Raw genomic sequence first — 21,354 nt, 5'->3', positions numbered from 1 at the left:
GGCTGAACCTCTCATCGAATCCATCATTGGTTGCTTGAACAAGCAAGTATACCGGGTGATTCCCTGACGGGTACGGGCTCTGGTGCAAATGCCACCACCTGACGGCGGGTGCCGAGACCGCATCCCCCGGAATCGGCGGTCCCGGCCGGGGCTGTGCCGAGCGCCGTCACCTGCTCGGGGTCGGGGCAGCCCGTGCGGATAGGCCGCCGTGCGCCGGTGATCGCGCTAAATCCTGGAAAGAGTCCCCTCATCGCGGCCGGAGGGCACTACATCCTGGATCGAGTGCGATCATGCGCGGCGTGCGGCGCGGTGGGGCGGGGCGCCCGGTGCGGTGCGCGGCGTGCGCGCCGCGCCGGGGGCGTCAGGGGGCGGGGAAGAGGTGGGCGTGCAGGGCGGCCGGGTCGGTCACCTCGGGTAGGCCGCGGGCGGCCAGCCAGGCCGCGGCGGTGGCCCCGTCTCCGGCGGTACGCAGTGGCGCGTCCGGCCAGTCTCGCGCGATCGCGGACCGGACGGCGGTGGCGAGCGGGGTGTCAGCGGTGAGCAGGCCGCCGCCGAGCACGATCGGCGTCACCGCCCCGGCGGGGCGGATGCGGCTCATGCTCTCGGAGAGGTGCGCGGCGGCTTCGGTGATCAGCGCGGTGGCGACCGGGTCGCCGTGGGTGGCGGCGTCGACGACCAGCGGCGCGAGCCGGGCCAGTTCGACGGGAGGTCGACGGGTCACCGTCTGGATGGTGGCGTCGACGGTGTCCCGTGGGCGGGCGGCGATGTCGGCGCTGCCCAAAAGTTCGGTGAGCACGGTCGTGGCCAGCGCGCCAAGCCCACGGCCGGTGTCCAGATCGGCGAGGAGTCGGCGCACCGCTTCCCGGCCGAGCCAGAAGCCCGAGCCGGCGTCGCCGAGGAGCCAGCCGTGGCCGTCGGCGATCCGGTCGAGCCGCAGCTCATCGATCTGCGCGGTGATGGCGCCGGTGCCGGCGATGAGGATGGTTCCGTGCGGGGCGGCGGTGCCGGAGGCGTACGCGACCAGGGCGTCGCCGTGCACCTCGTACGGGCAGCGCAGGCCGGCGTCGTGCCAGGCCTGGTCGAAGGCGGCCCGCCCGGTCGGGTCGGCGAGCAGCCGGCCGGCTCCGGCGAGCCCGATGGTGCCGGCGGCCGCCCGGGTCGGGTCGACGTCGGTGAGCGCTTCGCGGAGGGCGGTCAGCAGTTCGGCGGCGGCGCGTTCGGCGCCGTGGCTGGTGGGGTTGCCGCCGCCGGCGCGGCCGGTGCCGACGCGGTGCCCGGTGAGGGTGAGGACGGTCGCCCGGGTGGACGTACCGCCGACATCGAGGCCCACCACGACGGTGTCGGACATCGGCACGGGTCTCCTTGCGCGGAACGGCGATCTGGCTTGTTCATGCTGGTCGGCGGGGTCGTGCGGGGCAAGTTCTGGCGGGCCCGAGGGTCTGTGCGCCAGGTAACAGTTTGAAAACTTCGCCCACAGTCTTGACACGGAGGGCCGTTCAGTAAGAACTTTTACCACTAACAGTTAACAGTCTTTTCGGAAAGCGGAGGCAACTCATGGTTGATCACGAGGTGGACACCGCCGCGGGGACCGCGGTGGTCGACGCCGATGTGATCGACCGGCGCGCCTCGGCCTCCGACGGGGTGCTGGCCCGGGTCCGCAACGGGCTCGGCGAGTTGACCGGCGCCCTGCGCCGGGTCGCCGAGCACGTTCTCAGCGACCCGGAGGCCGCCGCCCGCTCGACAATCGTCGAGCTGGCCGAGCGCAGCGGCACCTCACCGGCGACCATCACCCGCTTCTGTCGGGCGATGGGCTTCGAGGGGTACGCCGACCTGCGACTGGGCATCGCCTCCGAGACCGGCCGGGCGCGTTCCGCCGGTTGGACCGTCGACATCGGACGGGAGATCCAGCCGAGCGACCCGCTCGCCCGGGTGCTCGACCAGATCATGGCCGCCGACACCCGGGCCATGCACGACACCGCAACCCTGCTCGACCTCGCCGAGGTGGAGCGGGCCGCGGTGGCGATCGCCGGCGCCAGCCGGGTGAACATCTTCGGCGCCAGCGGCAGCGCCCTGGTCGGCGAGGAGATGCAGTTCAGCCTGCACCGCATCGGTGTGGCGGCGTGGGCGTGGAACGACGTGCACGAGGGGTTGGCCAGCGCCGCGTTGCTGCGATCGGGAGACGTGGCGCTCGGCATCTCGCACACCGGGCAGACCCGGGAGACGATCGAGATGCTCGCCGAGGCGGGCAGTCGGGGCGCCACCACGCTCGCGCTCACCGGCTTTCCCCGCTCACCGTTGGCCGAGCTGGCCGACATCGTGCTGCTCACCGCCAGCCAGGCGACCACCTTCCGACCGGACGCGCTCTCCGCCCGGCACCCCCAGCTGGTGGTGCTCGACCTGCTCTACATCGCCGTCGCCCAACGCACCCACGACCGCGCGCACGCGGCCTTCCGGCGGACCGCGCAGGCCGTCGACGGGCACAAGGCAGCGAAGGGAGCCCTCTCATGATCAGCGCCCAGGGGTACGCGGACGCCGTCCGCCCGGTGCTCGACCGGCTGCTCGACTCGGAGGCCGACGGGATCACCCGGGCCGCCGACCTGATCGCCGGCAGCCTGCGCGACGGCGGCGTGCTCCAGGCGTTCGGCGCCGGGCACTCCGAGGCGTTCGCCGCCGAGTTGGTCGCCCGGGCCGGCGGGTTGGTCCCCACCAACCGGCTGTCGGTGCGGGACCTGGTGATGCACGGCGACGCCCCGCGCGACGTGCTCGCCGACCCCAAGCTGGAACGTGATCCCTCCATCGCCCACCAGATCTACGCGCTCGCGGCACCCCAGCCGCGCGACGTGTTCGTGGTGGCGTCCCAGTCCGGCATCAACGGCTCGGTGGTCGAGCTGGCGGCGCTGGTCACCGAGCGCGGTCACCCGTTGATCGCGGTCACTTCGGTCGAGCACACCGCACGGGTGGCACCACGGCACCCGTCCGGGCATCGGCTCGCCGACCTCGCCGACGTCGTGCTGGACAATGGCGCGCCGTACGGCGATGCACTGCTGCCGCTCGAGGGCGGCGGCGCGGTCTGTGCGGTTTCCTCGGTCACCACGGCGCTGCTGGCGCAGTTGCTGACCGCGGAGGTCGTACGACGGTTCCACCAGGCCGGGGAGGTACCCCCTATCTACCTCTCCGCCAACGTCCCCGGCGGGGACGAGCACAACCTCGCCCTCGAGTCGCGGTACGCCGGACGTCTCCGGCGTACCGCATGACCCGAATTCCACAAGGAGAGACGACGATGTCGATTACCCCCGAACACCCGGCCGCACTCGACCGTCGCACGGTGCTGCGTCGCGCCGCCGCCGTGGGCATGCTCGCCACTCCGGCCATCGGCCTGCTCGGCGCCTGCGCCACCAGCGGCAGCGACGGTGACAACGAGCAGGTCGCCGGCGGCACCAAGAGCGAGAAGAACCCGCTGGGCGTCAAGGAGGACGCCGCGATCGAGGTGGTCATCTTCAACGGTGGCTACGGCGAGAAGTACGCCACCGACGTGCACGAGCCGCTGTACAAGACGGCGTTCCCCAAGGCCGAGGTCAAGCACCAGGCCACCCAGGCCGTCTCCACAGTGCTCCAGCCGCGGTTCGCCTCCGGTAACCCGCCGGAGTTCGTGAACAACTCGGGCGAGAAGCTGATGGACTTCGGCGCGCTGGTCGCCGACGGTCAGCTTCAGGACCTCACCGAGCTGTGGGACGCGCCGTCGGTCGACGACCCGAGCAAGAAGGTCCGCGACACCGTGGTGCCGGGCACCATCGAGGCCGGTTCGTTCAACGGCAAGCCGTTCGTCCTGTACTACGTCTCCACGGTCTTCGGCATCTGGTACTCGGGCAAGCTGTTCAAGGACAACGGGTGGGCGCCGGCGAAGAACTGGGACGAGTTCATCGCCCTGCTCACCGCCATCAAGGCCAAGGGCATCACCCCCTACGGCTACGCCGGGGCGAACGCGGCCTACTACCAGTGGAACGTGATCCTCACCCACGCCGCCAAGATCGGCGGCACGGACGTGCTGAAGAACATCGACAACCTGGAGGACGGTGCCTGGAAGCAGGACGCCGTCAAGCAGGCTGCCACGGCGTGGGCCGAGGTCGGCGCGAAGTTCAGCGACAAGAGCTTCGAGGGGCTCAAGCACACCGACGTGCAGTTGCGGCAGAACCAGTACAAGGTGGCCATGTACCCCAGCGGTGACTGGCTGGAGGGCGAGCAGAAGAAGGACACGCCGGCCGGCTTCGAATACCAGCTCATGCCGGTGCCGAGCCTGTCCGCCTCGGACAAGCTGCCGGCCACCGCGCTGCGCGCGACCGCCGGTGAGGGTTACTTCGTCTCGGCGAAGAGCAAGAACCCCAAGGGCGGCCTGGAGTACATGCGTCAGATGCTGTCGAAGGCGGGCGCGAAGGGCTTCACCGAGGTGGTCAAGGCCCCGACCGTGGTCACCGCCGGTTCGGAGGGCTTCGCCTTCCCGCCCGGTGTGGCCAGCTCCCAGGCCGCGCTCAAGGCGGCCGGTCAGGACGTGTTCAACCTGTACTTCGACGGCTGGTACAAGGAGCTCGACACGGAGGCGCGTACCGCCACCAACGAGCTGATGTTCGGCCGGATCAACGCGGACGCCTTCGTGGAGCGGATCCAGAAGCGCGCCGACGCCATCAAGAAGGACAGCTCCGTCACCAAGTTCAAGCGCTGATCGATCGGAGCTAGGGTCATGCGGCACGGCAAGTATCCATTCGTGATCGGGTTCCTGTTCGCCCCGGTCGCGCTGTACGTGACATTCGTGATCTGGCCGTACGCTCAGGCGTTCCAGATCTCGATGACCAACTGGCGGGGGCTGTCCGCCCCGCAGTGGGTGGGCTTCGACAACTACCGGAGGCTGCTCGACGACGGCGCCTTCTGGAAGGCGGTCCAGCACCACGGCGTACTGCTGCTTGCCCTGCCGCTGATCACCATTGCCATCGCCCTGTTCTTCGCCTTCCTGCTCAACGTGGGCGGCAAGAGCAGCGGCGGGCAACGCCAGGGGGTCTGGGGGGCGAAGTTCTACCGGGTGGTGTTCTTCTTCCCCCAGGTCCTGGCGGTGGCCATCATCGCGGTGCTGTTCCAGATGGTGTACCGGCCGAACGAATCCGGCCTGATCAACGGCGTGCTGATGAAGTTCGGCCTGGAGCCGATCCTCTTCCTGGTCAAGCCGAACCTGGCCCTCTGGTCGATCATCGCGGTGCTGGTCTGGCAGGCGGTCGGCTTCTACGTGGTGCTCTTCTCGGCGGGGATGGCCTCCATCCCCGGTGAGATCTACGAGGCCGCCGAGATGGACGGGGCGACGAAGGTGACCCTGTTCTTCCGGGTCACCCTGCCGCTGCTGTGGGACACCCTCCAGGTGGCCTGGGTGTACCTCGGAATCGCGGCGTTCGACGCGTTCGCCATCGTGGCGGTGCTCTCTGTGGACGGTGGCGGCCCGGACGGCGCCACCACAGTGCTGGCCATGGAGATCTACCGCAACGCGTTCGTCTACTCGAAGTACGGCTACGCCTCGGCGATGGGCGTGGCGCTGTTCTTCCTCACCCTCACGTTCGCGGCGCTGACGCTGCGGCTCACCAAGCGGGAAAGCGTGGAGTACTGATGAATCCGCAGTCGACGCTGCCGCCGACCCCGGCGGCGCTACCGCCGAAGACCGGTGACCCGTCCGCCCCCGCCGGGCCGGGGCGCAAGGGCCCCCGCTCGGAGGTGAAGCTCTTCGCGGGCCTGGGGCACGTCGCGCTCGCCGTGTGGGCGGTGATCGTGATCGTGCCGATCCTCTGGACCTTCCTCGCCGCGTTCAAGAACACCAGCGAGATCTTCAGCAGCCCGTGGACGCTCCCGGCCGAGCTGCGCTGGGAGAACTTCGGGCGGGCCTGGACCAAGGCGCACGTCGGGCGGTACTTCCTCAACAGCGTGATCGTGGTGTCGTGCAGCACGTTCCTCACCATGCTGCTCGGCTCGATGGCCGCGTACGTGCTGGCCCGCTACAAGTTCTGGGGCAACCGGGCGGTCTACTTCCTCTTCGTCTCGGGCTTGGCCTTCCCGGTCTTCCTGGCGTTGGTGCCGCTCTTCTTCGTGGTGAAGAACCTGGGTCTGCTGGACACCCACACCGGCGTGGTGCTGGTCTACACCGCGTACTCGTTGCCGTTCACCGTGTTCTTCCTGGCCGCGTTCTTCAAGACGCTGCCGTCGTCGGTGGCCGAGGCGGGGATGATCGACGGCTGCGGGCACAGCCGGCTGTTCTTCCAGGTGATGATGCCGATGGCGAAGCCGGGCCTGATCAGCGTCGCGATCTTCAACATCATCGGTCAGTGGGCGCAGTACCAGCTCCCGTTGGTGCTGCTCTCCAACGCGAAGGACAAGTGGGTGCTCACCCAGGGCATCGCCGACATCTCGGTCAACGCCGGCTACGAGGCCGACTGGTCCGGGTTGTTCGCCGCGCTGACCATCGCCATCCTCCCGATGATCCTCGTGTACGCGGTCTTCCAGCGCCAGATCCAGGCCGGCCTCACCTCGGGCGCGGTGAAGTAGGACGCCTCAGCGCTCGTCGACCCGGGTGTGCCAGGAGCGCCACAGCGCGGCGTACGCGCCGCCGGTCGCGACCAGCTCGTCGTGGCTGCCGATCTCGGTGATCCGGCCGTCGGCGAGCACGGCGACCCGGTCGGCGTCGTGCGCGGTGTTGAGCCGGTGCGCGATCGCGATGACGGTCCGCCCGACCAGCACGGCGGCCAGCGCGCGTTCGGTCCGCCGGGCGGTGGACGGGTCGAGCGCGGCGGTCGCCTCGTCCAGGATCAGGGTGTGCGGGTCGGCGAGCACCAACCGGGCCAACGCGAGCTGCTGGGCCTCGGCCGCACCGAGTTGACGGGCCCCGTCGCCGAGCTGCGTGTCCAGGTCGTCGGGGAACTCGGCGAACCAGTCGGCACCGACCGTGGCGAGCGCGGCGCGCATCTGCTCGTCCGAGGCGTCGGGCGCGGCGAAGGAGAGGTTGTCGCGTACCGAGCCGATGAAGACGTGGTGCTCCTGGGTGACAAGAGCGATCCGGCGGCGCCGCTCGGCCGGGTCGAGGTCGGTGACCGGGCAGCCACCGATGCTGACGACGCCCTGCCGTGGCGCGTCGATCCCGGCCAGCAGCCGGGCCAGGGTGGACTTGCCGGCGCCGGACGGGCCGACCACTGCCAGCCGCTCGCCGGGCTGCACCTCCAGGTCGATGCCGTGCAGCACGTCCGGCCCGTCGGAGTAGGAGAACCGCGCTCCCCGGACGACGAGCCGCTCACCCCGTGACGCGGCGGTCGTGCCGGGCGGTTCCGGCGGGACCATGCCGACGCCGAGCACCCGGGCGTACGACGCGAAGCCGCGTTGCGCCTGCTCGGTCCACTGCAACAGCCGGTCCAACGGGTCGATCGCCTGTTGCAGGTAGAGGGCGGCGGCGACCACCGCGCCGAGCGACACCATGTCCCGGGAGAGCAGGTAGCCCCCGACGAGCAGGACCATGGCGACCGGTAGCGGGTAGCTGGCCTCGACGACCGAGAAGAACACGGTACGCAGGGCGAGGGTCGCCCGGCGGGCCCGCCACACCACTGTGATGCGGGTGGTGCCGTGCCGGATCCGGTCGTCGGCCAGCCGCAGCGCCTCCACCGTGCGGGCGCCCTCGGCGGTGGTGGTCAGGGTCTCGGTCAGCTCGGCCGCCGCCGCGCCCTCGGTGAGGTACGCGGAGCTGGCCCGGCGCAGGTACCAGCGGGTCACCGCCACGATCGACGGGAGCCCGGCCAGCGCGGCCAACCCGAGCAGTGGGTGCAGCAGGAAGACCGCCCCGAACAGCAACGTCAACTGCACGGTGGCGATGACGATGGTGGGCACCACGTCCCGGACGGTGGTGCCGACCGTCGACACGTCGACCGAGCTGCGGGTGGCCAGGTCTCCGGAGCCGGCACGCTCGACGACCGAGACGGGCAGCCCGAGCGTCCGGGAGACGAACTGCTCGCGCAGCTCGGCGACGGCCCGTTCCCCGAAGCGGTGGCCGGCGTACTGGGCGTACCGGGAGAGCAGGGCACTGACCAGGACGCAGCCGGCGATGGCGAGTGCCAGCCGGTCCACAGTGGCAACGCCCGCGCCCGCGGTGACCCGGTCGACGATGGTGCCCAGCAGCCACGGTGGGGCGAGCCCGGCGACCGCGGCGGCGCTGTGCAGCGCCAGCACGACCCCGACGGCACGCCGGTGTCGGCTGATCATGTCCCGCAGCGCCCGGCGTACGGTGCCGCGGTCGGCCACCGGCAGCCGGCTCACCGGTACGCCTCCTCGCTGCCGCGGGCCACCAGGTGCCGGTAGGCCGGGTCCCGGTCGAGCAGGTCGGCGTGGCTGCCGGTGGCGGTGATCCGGTCGCCGCCGAGGTGCGCGACCAGGTCGGCCCGACCGAGCAGCAGCGGCGACGTGGCGATCACCACTGTGGTCAGCCCGGCCCGCGCCTCCCGCAGCCGCTCGGCGATCCGCGCCTCGGTGTGCGCGTCGACCGCCGACGTCGGGTCGACGAGGATCAGCACCTCCGGCTCGCTGTGCAGCGCCCGGGCCAGGCGGATCCGTTGGCGCTGACCGCCGGAGAGCGTCCGGGCTCGGGCGTCGATCGGGGTGTCCAGTCCGGCGGGCAGGGCGTCGACGACGTCCTGCGCCGAGGCGGTCCGCAGGGCCGCGCCGATCCGTTCGTCATCCTCGTCGGCCCCGGCGCCCAGGATCTCGCGCAGCGTGCCGGCGAAGAGGTACGAGTCGTGGTCGGCGACGAGGATCCGTGTGCGGACCTCGTCCAGGGCGACCGCGCGCAGCGGCACGCCACCCCAGGTGACGGCGCTGACGACGTACCGGCCGAGCCGGTCGGCCAACGCCACGGCCGCCGCCGGATCGTCTGCCGCCACGCCGGTCAGCTGGCCGGCGCGCACGGTCAGGCCGGTCACCGGGTCGTGCAGGTCGGCGGGGCCGTCCGGAGCGCCCGGGTCATCCGGCCGGCGTGTCTCGGGCACGGCACCCGGCCACCGGCGACCCGGGCCACCGACGTCGTCCGGCGTCACGGTGAGCAGGTCGGCGATCCGCCGGGCGGCGACCCGACCGCGGATGAGCTGGTGACTGCCCTCCAGCAGAAACCAGACCGGCACGATCAGGGTCGCCACGTAGCCGTAGACGGCGACCAGCTCGCCGATGGTGACGTCACCGGTCACCGCCATCCGGGCCGTCAGCCACACCACGGCCGCCAGGAACAAGCCGGGGATGGCGACGGTCACCGCGTCGATCCAGCTGTTGACCGCGCCGACCCGGTAGCCCTCGGCGCGAAGGTCCTGGGACCGGGCCGCGTACCGCCGGGCGAAAAGGTCCCGACCGCCCACCCCGGCGAGCACCCGCAGGCCGGCCACGATGTCACCGGATCGGGCGGTGAGCGCGCCCTGTTGCCTGCGGTAGACCGATTCGGCCCGCTCCAGGCGACGCAGCAGCGGCCCCACGACCAGACCGACCACCGGTACCCCCACCAGCACGCAGAGCGCGAGCATCGGGGAGATCGACCAGAGCACCACGGCGATCACCCCGTACGCGATGATCGCGCCGACGCCCGGCCCGGTCAGCGTCAGCACCTGCGCCGTCCAGTCGATGTCGGAGCCGCCGATGGTGGACACCTCGCCCGCACCGACCCGGCGCGGCAGCACCGCGCCGATGCGGGACAGGTGGCGTAGCAGGACCTCCGCGGAGCGGGCCTTGGCGTCCTCCCGGATGAAGGTCATCGTGCGGTGCCGCATGATGCCCAGGTAGGACAGGGCCATGCCCGCGACGACGATCGCCGCGACCCAGAGCGCCAGGGCCCGGGTGTCACCGGCGCGTAGCCCGTCGTCGACGGCACGGTAGATCAGGTAGGGCCGGGCCGAGAGCCCGATCATCCAGGCCGTGCCGAGCAGGCTGCCACGCAGCACCCGCCACGGTTGGCAGCGGACCAGCCACCAGAGGTAGCGCATCGGACCGCGGGTGTCGGGAGTGCCAGGATCGGGATGCGGGATCTGCGGAGGCACCTGGTCACGCTACCGACCGGCCCCGACACCCCACCGACCCGATCGTGGTGAGGTGCGCCTCCGTTCCTGTCGCACGGGACAGGCAGAATCGCGTTCGTGCTGGTGGCGGTAGTGTCCGACGAGCGGGGTGGGGGAGTGCTGTGCCCGCTGGACGCCACCGGCCGGCCGACCGGTCCGGCCGAGGTCGTCACCGACCTGGTCGCCGCGGTCGCCGCCCGCGAGGCCGCCGGGCACCCGCGCTGGGTCTGGTCGACCACCCCGGCGGTCTACCCGACGCTGCTGCGCGCCGGCGTCCGGGTCGATCGGTGTCACGACGTGGAGTTGACCGAGGCGTTGCTGCTCGGGCACGCGGGCCGCTGGGGTGAGCCCCGCTCGCTGGCCGCCGCCTGGGCCCGGCTGACCGGCGCGGCGGTGCCGCCGGACCCGCCGCCGCGCGCCGCCGCACCGCCCGGGCACGGGCAGGGCGCGCTCTTCGACACAGTGCCCGGCCCGCCGGGCCCGGGCATCGAGGCACTGACCCAGGTGTACGCCGACCAACTCGCCCGCGTCGCCGCGACCGAGCACCCCGGCCGGTTCCGGTTGCTGGTGGCCGCCGAGTCGGCCGGCGCGTTGATCGCGGTGGAGATGGGCGTCGCCGGGTTGCCCTGGCGTGTCGACGTGCACAACGAGATCCTGCACGAGCTGCTCGGTGAGGCGTCGCCGGTCGGTGGGCCGCCACGCCGACTCGCCGAGTTGGCCGCCCGGATCGCCGACGCGCTCGGCGTACGCGGCCTGCACACCGACTCCCCAGCGGAGCTGCTCAAGGCGTTCGCCCGGGTCGGGGTGGAGCTGCCCAACACCCGGGCCTGGGTGCTGCGCGGGGTGGACCATCCGGCGGTGCCGCTGGTGCTGGAATACAAGGAGCTCTACCGGATCTGGACGGCGCACGGCTGGGGCTGGCTCGATCAGTGGGTGCGGGGCGGCCGGTTCCAACCGGAGTACGTGCCGGGTGGTGTCGTCTCCGGCCGGTGGGCCACCCGGGGTGGTGGCGCGTTGCAGATCCCCAAGGTGATCCGGCGGGCGGTGGTGGCCGATCCGGGTTGGCGGTTCGTGGTCGCCGACGCCGGCCAGTTGGAGCCTCGGGTGCTGGCCGCGGTGTCCGGCGACGCACGGTTGGCGGCGGCGGGCGGTGCCGGCGACCTCTACGCGGCCCTGGCCCGGGACTCGTTCGGCGGCGACCGGGCCAAGGCCAAGGTGGCGCTGCTCGGCGCGATGTACGGGCAGACCGGCGGGGCGGCGGTGCCCGCGTTGGCGGTGCTCAAGCGCAGCTACCCGACGGCGTTCGGTTACGTGGAGGCGGCCGCGCGTACCGGTGAGACGGGTGGCTTGGTGCGGTCCTGGCTGGGGCGGACGTGCCCGCCCGGCTCGGCCGGGTTCGGTGATCTCGACGGCGAGCCCTCCGATCCGGAGGGGGCGGCCGATCCGCAGAGCCCACGGGCGCGTGCCGCGCGGTCGCGGGGGCGCTTCACCCGCAACTTCGTCATCCAGGCCACCGCTGCGGAGTGGGCCTCCACGTTGCTGGCCACGCTGCGCACGGAGCTGTCCGGCACCGACGCGCAGTTGGTCTTCTTCCAGCACGACGAGGTGGTGGTGCACGCGCCCGCCGCTCAGGCGGACGCGGTCGCCGAGGCTGTCAACCGGTCGGGCGAGCGCGCCTCCGCGCTGCTCTTCGGCGCGACGCCGGTCCGGTTTCCACTGGACCTGTCCATCGTCGACTGCTACGCCGACGCGGCCTGACCTGCGGGCCCACTCAAGCGGGGCACACCCCGGGGCGGTGCCCCGGTTAGTCTCGTGCGGTCGTGCGGCCGTCGGAATGGGAGGGTGCCCCATGGTCGTCGGAGTCATCCGTCATCTGGCCGGGATGGTCGCCGCCTGCCTGGCCCTCGTCGCCGAGGCGGTCCTGGGCTACCTCGGTCTGCTCGCGTACGCGTTGGCCACCGGCTCGGGCGTGGGTGGCCCGCTGGCCGGGCCGATGCTCGTCTTGATCGCCGCGGTGCTCGGCGTGGTCTTGATTCCCCTGCTCTTCCTGCCGGCTGTGGCGGTCGGGGAGGCCGTCGGCCGGCATCGGGGGACCGGCCGGGTGGTGGTGCTGGCCGCGCTCGTCGCGGTCGTCCTGGCCGCCGGGTACGCCGTGGCCGGGGCGATTGCCAGCGGGGTGTCCGCCGGCTACGTGCCTCTGGTCGCGGGAATCGCCGTGCTGCTGATCGTTGCTCCGGTGGTCCTGTACGCGCTCACCGCACGCGGCCTCGGCTGGGTGGCGCGATGGGTGCCCCAGCGTTGGGGCGGCACCGCGGTCGCAATGTCCGGGGAGACGGGTTGATGGCCGACTCTTCTCGGTGATCATCCGGTGCGCGTGTCGGCAGATGCCGGTCGTGTAACGGTTGTGCTATTTCTCCTTTTCGCCCCGCCACCCCCGGCTGGCCGTCCTCGTTGCAGTGTCCGTAGGAGGGGATGGATCGGTCACGGTCTGTCCCGTGCTGGAGGGGGCGCAGCTGAACCGGATCGCAGGAATGATCATCGCCGCAGGCGGGGGACGACGGATCGGTGGTCCCGAGGCGCTGCTGCACCAGGGAAGCAAGCCCTTGGTGAATCAGATGATCGACACGATGACCGAGGCGGGCTGCGAGCAGATCGTGGTCGTCCTGGGTGCCGCAGCAGAGCAGGTCCGGGAGACCGCCGACCTGGGCAGGGCCACCGTCGTGATCAACAAGGCGTGGGGCACCGGAGTTGGCTCGTCCATCCGGGCCGGCCTGGCCGCGATGGACGACGAGGGGATCGAGGCGGTGGTGGTGGTCCCGGTCGACATGCCGGGCCTGACCGCCACGGCGGTCAGCCGGGTGGCCGCGCTGCCGTACCCGGACGTGCTGGTCTGCGCCACCTACGACGGGCTGCGCGGCTATCCGATGCTGTTCGGTCGCCGGCACTGGCCCGGTATCGCCACCCTGGCCAGCGCCGACGTGGGTGCCCGGCCGTACCTGTTGGCGCACAAGGACCAGATCGTCGACATCGCCTGCGACTCGGTTGCCGACGGCAGCCGGATCGACACCCCGGAGCTGATGGAGCTCTACGGGCTCACGGTCCCGCCCCAGCGCGTCGGCGTCTGAGGGCCCCGTCCTGCCAGGCTCCCCGAGCTGGGTGATGCCGGTGAGTCATCATGATGACTCACCGGCATCACGCTCTTCGTCAGTACTGTGCCTGGTCCAGCTCGCCGGTGGCGGCGAGACGCTGGTACCAGTGGGCGCTGTCCTTCCAGGTGCGTACCTGGGTGTCGTAGTCGACCCGGATGATGCCGAAGCGACGGTCGTAGCCGTAACCCCACTCGAAGTTGTCCAGCAACGACCAGACGAAGTAGCCGCGCACGTCCGCGCCCTGCGCTCGGGCGTCGGCCATCGCGCCGATGTGCCGGCGCAGGTAGTCGATCCGTCGGTCGTCGTGGATCCGGCCGTCGGCCGACACCACGTCGTCGAAGGCCGCGCCGTTCTCGGTGATCATCATGGGCTGGCTGGGGTATTCGCGCTGGAGGCGCAGCAGCAGCTCGGTCAGCGCCGGCGGGTCGATGTTCCAACCCATCGCCGTGTAGGGGCCGGGCTGCGGCAGGAAGTCGACGTTCTCCGCGCCGACCCACGGCGTCGAGGTCGACGCGCCGTGCCCGTCGGCGTCGGAGCGGGCCGACACCCCGTCCCAGGCCCGGACCAGGGTGCTGGAGTAGTAGTTGACCCCGAGCACGTCCAGCGGCACCGCGATCAGCTTCTCGTCACCCTCGCGGACGAACGACCAGTCGGTGACGGAGGCGGTGTCGGCCAGCAGGTCGGCCGGGTATTCCCCGTCCAGCATCGGGCCGAGGAACGCCCGGTTTGCCAACGCGTCGATCCGCCGGACCGCGTCCTGGTCGGCGGGCGAGTCGGACGCACCCCGGATGACGTGCAGGTTCAGCGTCACCGACAGCTCTGCGGACGGGGCCAGCTCCCGGACCACCCGGCCGGCCAGGCCGTGCGCGAGGTTGAGGTGGTGCACCGCGGCCAGCGCCGCCGCCGGCTCGGTCCGACCCGGCGCGTGCACGCCGGAGGCGTAGCCCAGGTACGCGGAGCACCACGGCTCGTTGAGTGTCGTCCAGGTGTGCACCCGGTCGCCCAGCGCGCCGACGATGCCCGCCGCGTACTCCTGGAAGCGCAGCGCGGTCTCCCGCGCCGCCCACCCGCCGGCGTCCTCCAACTCCTGCGGCAGGTCCCAGTGGTACATGGTGGCCACCGGGCGGACGCCCCGCTCCAGCAGCCCGTCCACCAGCCGCGAATAGAAGTCGATGCCGGCCTGGTTGAACCGGCCCGAGCCGCCCGGCTGCACCCGGGGCCAGGAGATGGAGAACCGGTACGCCCCGAGCCCGAGGTCGGCGATGTGCCCGAGGTCGTCGGCCCACCGGTGGTAGTGGTCCGCGGCCACGTCACCGGTGTCACCGTTGAGGGTCCGACCGGGTGTGTGGCTGTAGGTGTCCCAGATGGACGGTCCGCGCCCGTCCTCGGTCGCCGCGCCCTCGATCTGGTACGCGGCCGTCGCCGAGCCCCAGACGAAGCTCTCCGGGAAGTGGTGTTGCGTCATCGTTCCGTCCCCTGGATCTCGCAGATGTAGCCCGTCGAGGTGCCGGCGACCAGTTCGGCGCTGGCCGTCCCACCCTCGTAGCGCACGTCGAACTCGGCGCCCGGTCCGTTGCCGGGTGACGGTACCCGTACCCGGGTCCGCTGCCCCTCGGTCGGTGCGTACACCCGCAGCCGCACATCGTCGGCCCACTCGTAGTCCGGTCGGTCGGTACGGGAGCCGAACGGGATGACCGCGCCCGGTCGGGCCAGCACCGGCAGGCTGTCGAAGTCGTGCTTTTCGGTCAGCCAGGCCGGGCCGGTGACCTGCGCCCCTGTGACCAGGTGCGTCCAGGTGCCGGCGGGTACGTAGTACGTGACGTCGCCGTCGGCGCTGAGCACCGGGGCGACCAGCACGTCCGGGCCGAGCATGTACTGCCGGTCCAGGTGTGCCGTCGCAGGGTCGTCCGGGAACTCCAGGAACATCGGTCGCATCACCGGCGTCCCGTCGCGGTGCGCCTCCTGGGCGGCGGCCGCCAGGTACGGCATCAGGCCGAGCTTGAGGTGGGTGAAGTGCCGCAGCACGTCCACGGCCTCCTCGTCGTACGCCCACGGCACCCGGTAGGAGCCGGACCCGTGCAGCCGGGAGTGCGACGAGAGCAGCCCGAAGGCGACCCACCGCTTGAACACCGCCGGGTCCGGGGTGCCCTCGAAGCCGCCGATGTCGTGGCTCCAGTAGCCGAAGCCGGACGACGCCAGGGACAACCCGCCGCGCAGCGACTCGGCCATCGCGACGAACGTCGACTCGCAGTCGCCGCCCCAGTGCACCGGGAACTGCTGCCCGCCGGTGGTGGCCGAGCGGGCGAACAGCACCGCCTCGCCCTCGCCGCGCTCGGTCTCCAGCAGCTCGAAGACCGCCTTGTTGTAGAGGTACGAGTAGTAGTTGTGCATCCGCTGCGGGTCCGAGCCGTCGTGCCACACCACGTCGGTCGGGATGCGCTCGCCGAAGTCGGTCTTGAAGCAGTCGACGCCCATGTCCAGCAGCGCCTTGAGCTTGCCGGTGAACCAGCGGACCGCGTCCGGGTTGGTGAAGTCGACGAGCGCCATGCCGGCCTGCCACTTGTCCCACTGCCAGACCGAGCCGTCGGGGTTGCGCACCAGGTAACCGGCCGCGCGGCCCTCCTCGAAGAGGTACGAGCGCTGCGCGATGTACGGGTTGATCCAGACGCACACCTTCAGGTCGCGCTCGTGCAGCCGGCGCAGCATCCCCTCCGGGTCGGGGAAGGTCGCCGGGTCCCAGACGAAGTCGACCCAGTGGAACTGACGCATCCAGAAACAGTCGAAGTGGAACACGGACAGCGGCAGCCCGCGCTCGGCCATCCCGTCGACGAACTCGGTCACCGTCTTCTCGTCGTACGAGGTGGTGAACGAGGTGGACAGCCACAGGCCGTACGACCAGGCGGGGACCCGGGCCGGGCGGCCGGTGAGCGCGGTGTAGCGGCGCAGCACGTCCTTCGGCTGCGGCCCGTCGATGACGTAGTAGGTGAGCGACTGGCCCTCGACGCTGAACTGGGTCTGCGTGACGACCTCGGAGCCGACCTCGAACGACACGTGCTCCGGGTGGTCCACGAAGACCCCGTAGCCGGCGCTGCTCAGGTAGAACGGCACGTTCTTGTACGCCTGCTCGCTGGCGGTGCCCCCGTCGGCGTTCCAGATGTCGACGCTCTGCCCGTTCTTGACGAACGGGCCGAAGCGCTCGCCCAGCCCGTACACCGTCTCACCGACACCGAGGGCGAGCCGCTCGTGTACGTACCGGCGGCCCTCGGCGTCGGTGACGACGCCGACGCTGCGCGCGGTGGACGCGGTGACCAGCCGGTCGCCGTGCAGGAAGTCGACCCGCCACCCGTCGATGAGCGCGACCCGCGCGGTCAGCTCGCCGGTGGTCAGCGTCGCGCTGAGCCCGGTGACGTCGACGGTGACCGGGTGCGACTCGTCGGTGCTCAGCCCGAAGTGCGGCTCGCGGGGCAGCCCTCCGGTGTGGTGGGCGATGGTCACCCCGATGACGCCGGGGGCGGGGGAGAAGAACCGGACGGTGACCAGGGGACGGTTGAGGGTGTCGCCGCGGCCGGTGATCTGACCGGTCGGTGCGAAGACGGTGAAGCCGCGCTCGTCCGGCTCGACCGACTCCACGGTTCCGGGGCGCAGGACGCTGACGCCGGGGCGCAGCTGCCAGTACCCGTCGGTGAACTTCACTTCTCGGCTCCTGCCGTGATACCGCGCGCCAGAGTGCGCTGGAAGATGAGGAAGAAGAGGATCGCCGGCACCAGGCTGATCAGCGCGCCGGCGTTGGTGGTCGGAGCGTCCATCAGCCGGTCGCCCTGCAATGACGCGAGCGCGACCGGAATGGTCTGCGTCTGGTTGTCGATCAGCATGACCAGCGGGATGAGGAACTCGTTCCACGTCCAGATGAAGAAGAAGATGAGCAGCACCGCGAGGGTGGGCCGCAGGTTGGGGAAGACCACCCGCCACAGCACCGTCCACTTGCCGGCGCCGTCCAGCGCGGCGGCCTCCAGCAGCGAGCGCGGGAACGTGCCCATCACCGAGGCGAGCAGGTAGGTGCCGAACGCGCTCTGGATCACGGTGAAGATGATGATCACCGAGAGCTGGGTGTTGTAGAGGCCGACCTGCTTCGCCACGTAGTACAGCGGGTAGATCAGCGCCTCCTGCGGCAGCATGTTCGCCAGCAGGAACAGCCCGACGATCCACAGCCGGCCCCGGACCCGGCCGATGCCCAGCGCGTACGCGTTGAGCAGTGACACGGCGACGCCGAGCACGGCCACCGAGCCGGCGATGACCGCCGAGTTCCAGAACTTGAGCGGGAAGTTCACTTCGGTCCAGTACGTGCGCAGACCCTTGGTGTAGAACTCCGTCGGCCAGCTCAGTGGGCCGCCCGACGAGTAGTCGCCGGGCGACTTGAACGCGTTGAGCAGCATGAACGCGAACGGCACCAGCATGACGAGCGCGCCGACGGTGACCAGGGCGAGCACCACCCAGCGGCTGACGCCGCGGTGGTGTCGATCGCGTACGGGCCGGGCCGGCGTTACCGGCGCGGAGGTCGGTGTGAGCGTGACGGCCATCTCAGAACCCCCGGTCCCGGCGCTCGCTGCGGGCCTGCATCCAGATGAAGATCCCGGCCACCACCACGATGATCAGCGTCAGCACCATGGAGATCGCGGAGCCGTAGCCGACCTGCAGCTTCTTGAAGAACGTGTAGTAGGCGAAGTACGACGGCACGTTCGTCGCGTTGTCCGGACCACCCCTGGTCAGGGCGAAGATCGGCCCGAACACCTTCAATGCGGCGATGGTGCAGGTCAGGGCCACCACGAAGGTCTCCGGCCGGATCTGCGGAAGGGTGATCGCCCGGAACCGGTGCAGCCAGTTCGCGCCGTCGACCTCGGCCGCCTCGTACAGCTCGGGGTCGACCCGCTGCAACGCCGCCATGAAGACGACCACCGGGTAGCCGATCTGCACCCAGATCATCACGGCCATCACGGCCGGCAGTGCGGTGCCCGGGTCGCCTAGCCAGTCGTGGCGTAACGCGCCGAGACCGACAGCGTCGAGGAGGCTGTTGAACGCGCCGTCGGGGCGGAGGATCCAGCCCCAGACGATGCCGGCCACCACGACGGGCAGCACCTGCGGGAGGTAGAACGCGGCCCGCAGCGCGGCGGCGGTGCGGGGCTTGAACCGGCGGCCGATGACGTCGAAGAGCACGGCGGCGAGCAGCAGCCCGAGCAGTGTGGGCACCACCACCATCGCGACGAGCATCCAGACGGTGTTGCGGAACGACGCCCAGAACACGTCGTCGTGCAGCAACTGCTGGTAGTTGTCCAGGCCGACCCACCGGGGGTCGCCGATGCCGGACCACTTGGTCAGCGACAGGTAGAGCGTGCCGACCAGCGGCGCACCGATGACCAGGAGGAAGAGCGCCGCTCCGGGGAGCAGGTAGAGCCAGTACGCCGCGTTGCGGCCGCGGCGTCTGCGGCTGGGCGCGGGCGGGGTGGGGGTCGCGGCCGGCGGTGTGGCGGCGACCGTCTCGGAGACTGCCATGGAAGATCCTTCCCGGCGGGGCGGGCGGGCGCGCCGGTCGTGCCGGTCGCGCCCGCCGCTCGCCGTGTCACTTGCCGGTGATCTCCTTGACGCCATCGGCGTACGGCTTGGCGATCGTGTCGAGGACCTGGTCGGGCGACTTCGAGCCGTTGATCAGACCCTGGAAGCCGGAGACCAGCACGTCGTAGTAGCCGGGGACCGGCCAGTCCGGGTAGAAGGCGAGACCGTCGGACTTGCTGACGGTGTTGAAGTCCTCGATCAGCTTGCGGTCCTTCGGGTCGCTGATCTTCGACGCGTCAGCGGCGACCGGAACACCACCGTTGTTGCCGATCAGGTCCTGGATCTCCGGACGCAGGGTGATGTCGATGAAGTCGTACGCCAGGCTCTTGGCCTTGCTGTTCTCCGGGACCACCCACAGGTTTCCGGACGAGCCGGCCTGCAGGGTGTTGCCGGGGAAGAGGAAGGTGTCCCAGTTGGCCTTCATCTCGGTCTTGAACCGGCCGTACCACCAGCTACCCGAGACGATCATCGGAACCTTGCCGCCGATGAAGGCGGTGCCCATGTCCTCGGCCTTGAGGCTGGCCGAGTTCTTCGCGACGTAACCCTTCTGCACCCACTGGGCGAAGGTGTCCGCGCCGTACTTGAGCGGGTCGGCCTTGAAGTCGACAGGGTTCTTGTAGAGCTGGTAGTTGTCGACGAACTGCCGGTCGCCCTTGGAGAGGGCGAGCTGGTAGAAGAGCTGCCCGGCCGGGTACTCGGCGCCGGCCATGCCCAGCGGGGTGACGCCCTTGCCGACGAAGGTGTCCATGGCGGCGGTCATCTCGGCCATCGTGGTCGGAACCTTGACGCCGTTCTGCTGGAACAGGTCCTTGTTGTAGTAGACGGTGACGTACTCGCCGTAGTTCGGCACACCGAACCACTTGCCGGAACCCATCACGCCCTTGTCGCTGTAGCGGGCGGTGGTCTGCAGGCTGGGGCTGAGCTTGCCGGCCCAACCGCGCTTGTCGGCCTCGCTGCTCAGGTCGGCCAGCAGGCCCTGGGAGGAGAGCAACCCGGCGGTGGCGTTGCCCTTGTTGTACTCCATGATGTCCGGGCCCTCGGACGAGTTGATGATCATGCCCGCGTTCTGCTGGATCTGCTCGAACGCCTTGCGCTCGAAGCGCACCTCGACGCCCGGGTGCTCGGACTTGAAGATCTCGATCGCCCGGTTCCAACCGATCCCCATGGCGCTGTTCTCGCTCTCGTAGTGCCAGAGCTTGAGAACCTTGGCGTCGCTGTTGTCCCCGTTGTCACCACCGCCGCAGGCGGCCACGGTGGTCGTCGCGGTCGCCGCCAGGGCGATCGCGGCGACGAGCCGACGGAATCGCTGCATTACTATCCTCCTCGTTGAGTACTAGCCGGTACTTCACAAGGCCCGTCGTCGCGTTGCAGCGCGATGACGGGCCGTTTTCGCTGGTCAGCCTCCGTCGTTCGACGATGGGGCAGAGCTGGCCAGTGCCGACCGCCGGGGCGCGGCGGTCGACCCCCGGACCTCCAACGCGCACGGCAGCAGTTGCTGGTGCCGAAGGTCTGCGGGGCCGTCCAGGTGGCGCGTCAGCGCCTCGATCGCGATCCGGCCGAGCGCCGAACCGGGTGACGTCATAGCGGTCAGCGCCGGGGTGGCCAGTTCGGCGACCTGCGGCGAGGTGACCATCGAGACGACGGAGACGTCGTCGGGCACCGACAGGCCGCGGCCGGTCAACTCGCCGAGGATGCCGAAAATCGCCGTCTCGTTCATGGCCAGCACCGCGGTCAGCTCCGGGGCCTGCGCGAACGCGGCGGCCAGGGCGGCCCGCCCGCCGGCGGCGCTGTCCTCGGCCGCGATCATCACCGGCTCCAGGCCGTGCCCGGTCATCGCCGCGGTGAAGGCGTCACGGGTACGCAGCGCGGGCCCGTAACCGCTGGCCAGCGTGGCGGCCGAGTGGTTGACGTAGACGATCCGCCGGTGCCCGAGGCCGACCAGGTGCGCGACGGCCTCCCGGACGGTCTGGTCGAAGTCGATGTCGACGTAGGAGAGCGTGCTGGTGTCGCCGGTGCGGCCGATCAGCACCAGCGGCACCCCCGCCTCCTGGAGCACTGTGACCCGCTCGTCGGCCAGCTGGACCTCCATCAGCACGACCCCGTCGAGCATCCGCTGGCTGGCCAGCCGACGCAGGTCGTCGAGGTTGCCCCCACCGACCGGCGAGAGCACCAGGTGGTAGCCGGCGACACTGGCCGCGGCGGCGGCACCGGTGACGAAGGCGGTCTCGGTGGCGCCGAGGCCGCGTTCGTCCATCGGCATCAGCAGGCCGAGGATCCGGCTGCGGCGACTGGCCAGCCCGCGGGCCATCGCGTTGGGCTGGTAGTCGAGCTGGGCCATCGCGGCGAGCACCTTGTTGCGGGTGGCCTGCGAGATCGGCCGGGTGCCGGTGAGCACGTACGAGACGGTGCTGACCGAGACCTGCGCGAGGCGGGCGACGTCGTGCATGGTGGCCACCGCGCACCTCCTCCGGCCTGGGGTGGGACCGCTCCCGAACTTC

At 70.9% G+C, this 21,354-nt stretch carries 17 protein-coding genes; 8 read left to right on the top strand and 9 right to left on the bottom strand.

Features of this window, described 5'->3' with window-relative positions; genetic code table 11:
- Nucleotides 1-361: 361 nt before the first annotated feature.
- Complete coding sequence (locus tag IW249_RS32760) at nt 362-1,348, bottom strand: N-acetylglucosamine kinase (protein ID WP_196924322.1); 987 nt, start codon at nt 1,346-1,348, stop codon at nt 362-364.
- Between the two features lie 206 nt (nt 1,349-1,554).
- On the opposite strand from IW249_RS32760, the gene IW249_RS32755 reads away from it, so the two are divergent.
- Genes IW249_RS32755 through IW249_RS32735 form a run of 5 tightly spaced genes read left to right on the top strand, consistent with a single transcriptional unit; the run spans nt 1,555 to nt 6,573 of the window.
- Nucleotides 1,555-2,508 (top strand): MurR/RpiR family transcriptional regulator, encoded by a 954-nt coding sequence (locus IW249_RS32755; protein WP_196924321.1) that lies wholly within the window; start codon nt 1,555-1,557, stop codon nt 2,506-2,508.
- Nucleotides 2,505-3,254, top strand: a complete 750-nt coding sequence (locus tag IW249_RS32750; protein WP_196924320.1) for a sugar isomerase domain-containing protein — start codon at nt 2,505-2,507, stop codon at nt 3,252-3,254. The genes IW249_RS32755 and IW249_RS32750 overlap by 4 nt, the downstream gene beginning before the upstream one ends.
- A 26-nt stretch (nt 3,255-3,280) precedes the next feature.
- Nucleotides 3,281-4,717: an N-acetylglucosamine/diacetylchitobiose ABC transporter substrate-binding protein gene (gene ngcE, locus IW249_RS32745; RefSeq protein WP_196924319.1), complete on the top strand. Its 1,437-nt coding sequence runs from the start codon at nt 3,281-3,283 to the stop codon at nt 4,715-4,717.
- An 18-nt stretch (nt 4,718-4,735) separates the two neighbouring features.
- Nucleotides 4,736-5,644: a carbohydrate ABC transporter permease gene (locus IW249_RS32740; RefSeq protein WP_124858631.1), complete on the top strand. Its 909-nt coding sequence runs from the start codon at nt 4,736-4,738 to the stop codon at nt 5,642-5,644.
- A complete protein-coding gene (locus IW249_RS32735; RefSeq protein WP_196924318.1) occupies nt 5,644-6,573 on the top strand; it encodes a carbohydrate ABC transporter permease in 930 nt (309 codons plus the stop codon). Before IW249_RS32740 ends, IW249_RS32735 begins: the two co-directional genes overlap by 1 nt.
- Before the next feature lie 6 nt (nt 6,574-6,579).
- Here IW249_RS32735 and IW249_RS32730 read toward each other — a convergent pair whose 3' ends face one another.
- Both IW249_RS32730 and IW249_RS32725 read right to left on the bottom strand, forming a co-directional pair.
- Nucleotides 6,580-8,271: an ABC transporter ATP-binding protein gene (locus IW249_RS32730; RefSeq protein WP_231394585.1), complete on the bottom strand. Its 1,692-nt coding sequence runs from the start codon at nt 8,269-8,271 to the stop codon at nt 6,580-6,582.
- 50 nt (nt 8,272-8,321) lie between these two features.
- The gene (locus IW249_RS32725) at nt 8,322-10,028 is read right to left on the bottom strand and encodes an ABC transporter ATP-binding protein (RefSeq protein ID WP_231394584.1); all 1,707 of its coding nucleotides are present in this window, start codon (nt 10,026-10,028) and stop codon (nt 8,322-8,324) included.
- Nucleotides 10,029-10,148: 120 nt separating this feature from the next.
- Between IW249_RS32725 and IW249_RS32720 the strand changes: the two genes are divergently transcribed.
- The 3 genes from IW249_RS32720 (at nt 10,149) to IW249_RS32710 (ending at nt 13,225) form a co-directional block, all read left to right on the top strand.
- The gene (locus IW249_RS32720; protein WP_196925072.1) at nt 10,149-11,858 is read left to right on the top strand and encodes a bifunctional 3'-5' exonuclease/DNA polymerase; all 1,710 of its coding nucleotides are present in this window, start codon (nt 10,149-10,151) and stop codon (nt 11,856-11,858) included.
- A 91-nt stretch (nt 11,859-11,949) separates the two neighbouring features.
- Nucleotides 11,950-12,441, top strand: coding sequence for a hypothetical protein (locus IW249_RS32715; protein ID WP_196924316.1), 492 nt, complete (start codon nt 11,950-11,952; stop codon nt 12,439-12,441).
- Between the two features lie 190 nt (nt 12,442-12,631).
- Nucleotides 12,632-13,225 (top strand): nucleotidyltransferase family protein, encoded by a 594-nt coding sequence (locus IW249_RS32710; RefSeq protein ID WP_196925070.1) that lies wholly within the window; start codon nt 12,632-12,634, stop codon nt 13,223-13,225.
- A gap of 79 nt (nt 13,226-13,304) precedes the next feature.
- Here IW249_RS32710 and IW249_RS32705 read toward each other — a convergent pair whose 3' ends face one another.
- The 6 genes from IW249_RS32705 to IW249_RS32680 all read right to left on the bottom strand — a co-directional run bounded on the left by IW249_RS32705 (nt 13,305) and on the right by IW249_RS32680 (nt 21,302).
- A complete protein-coding gene (locus IW249_RS32705) occupies nt 13,305-14,714 on the bottom strand; it encodes a GH1 family beta-glucosidase (RefSeq protein WP_196924315.1) in 1,410 nt (469 codons plus the stop codon).
- On the bottom strand, nt 14,711-16,942 hold the full coding sequence (gene yicI, locus IW249_RS32700) for an alpha-xylosidase (protein WP_196924314.1): 2,232 nt from the start codon (nt 16,940-16,942) through the stop codon (nt 14,711-14,713). Before yicI ends, IW249_RS32705 begins: the two co-directional genes overlap by 4 nt.
- Nucleotides 16,939-17,826 (bottom strand): carbohydrate ABC transporter permease, encoded by an 888-nt coding sequence (locus IW249_RS32695; RefSeq protein WP_196924313.1) that lies wholly within the window; start codon nt 17,824-17,826, stop codon nt 16,939-16,941. Before IW249_RS32695 ends, yicI begins: the two co-directional genes overlap by 4 nt.
- 1 nt (nt 17,827) lies before the next feature.
- Complete coding sequence (locus IW249_RS32690) at nt 17,828-18,796, bottom strand: carbohydrate ABC transporter permease (protein WP_196924312.1); 969 nt, start codon at nt 18,794-18,796, stop codon at nt 17,828-17,830.
- Nucleotides 18,797-18,863: 67 nt separating this feature from the next.
- Nucleotides 18,864-20,168 carry an ABC transporter substrate-binding protein gene (locus IW249_RS32685; RefSeq protein ID WP_196924311.1) on the bottom strand — a complete coding sequence of 435 codons (1,305 nt, stop codon included), beginning with the start codon at nt 20,166-20,168 and terminating at the stop codon, nt 18,864-18,866.
- An 84-nt stretch (nt 20,169-20,252) separates the two neighbouring features.
- Nucleotides 20,253-21,302: a LacI family DNA-binding transcriptional regulator gene (locus tag IW249_RS32680; RefSeq protein ID WP_231394582.1), complete on the bottom strand. Its 1,050-nt coding sequence runs from the start codon at nt 21,300-21,302 to the stop codon at nt 20,253-20,255.
- Between the last annotated feature and the right edge of the window lie 52 nt (nt 21,303-21,354).

The sequence above is a fragment of the Micromonospora vinacea genome (assembly GCF_015751785.1).
Taxonomy (GTDB): domain Bacteria; phylum Actinomycetota; class Actinomycetes; order Mycobacteriales; family Micromonosporaceae; genus Micromonospora; species Micromonospora vinacea.
Note: the sequence above shows the minus strand (reverse complement) of the source record. Positions and strands in the feature narration are given on the sequence as shown.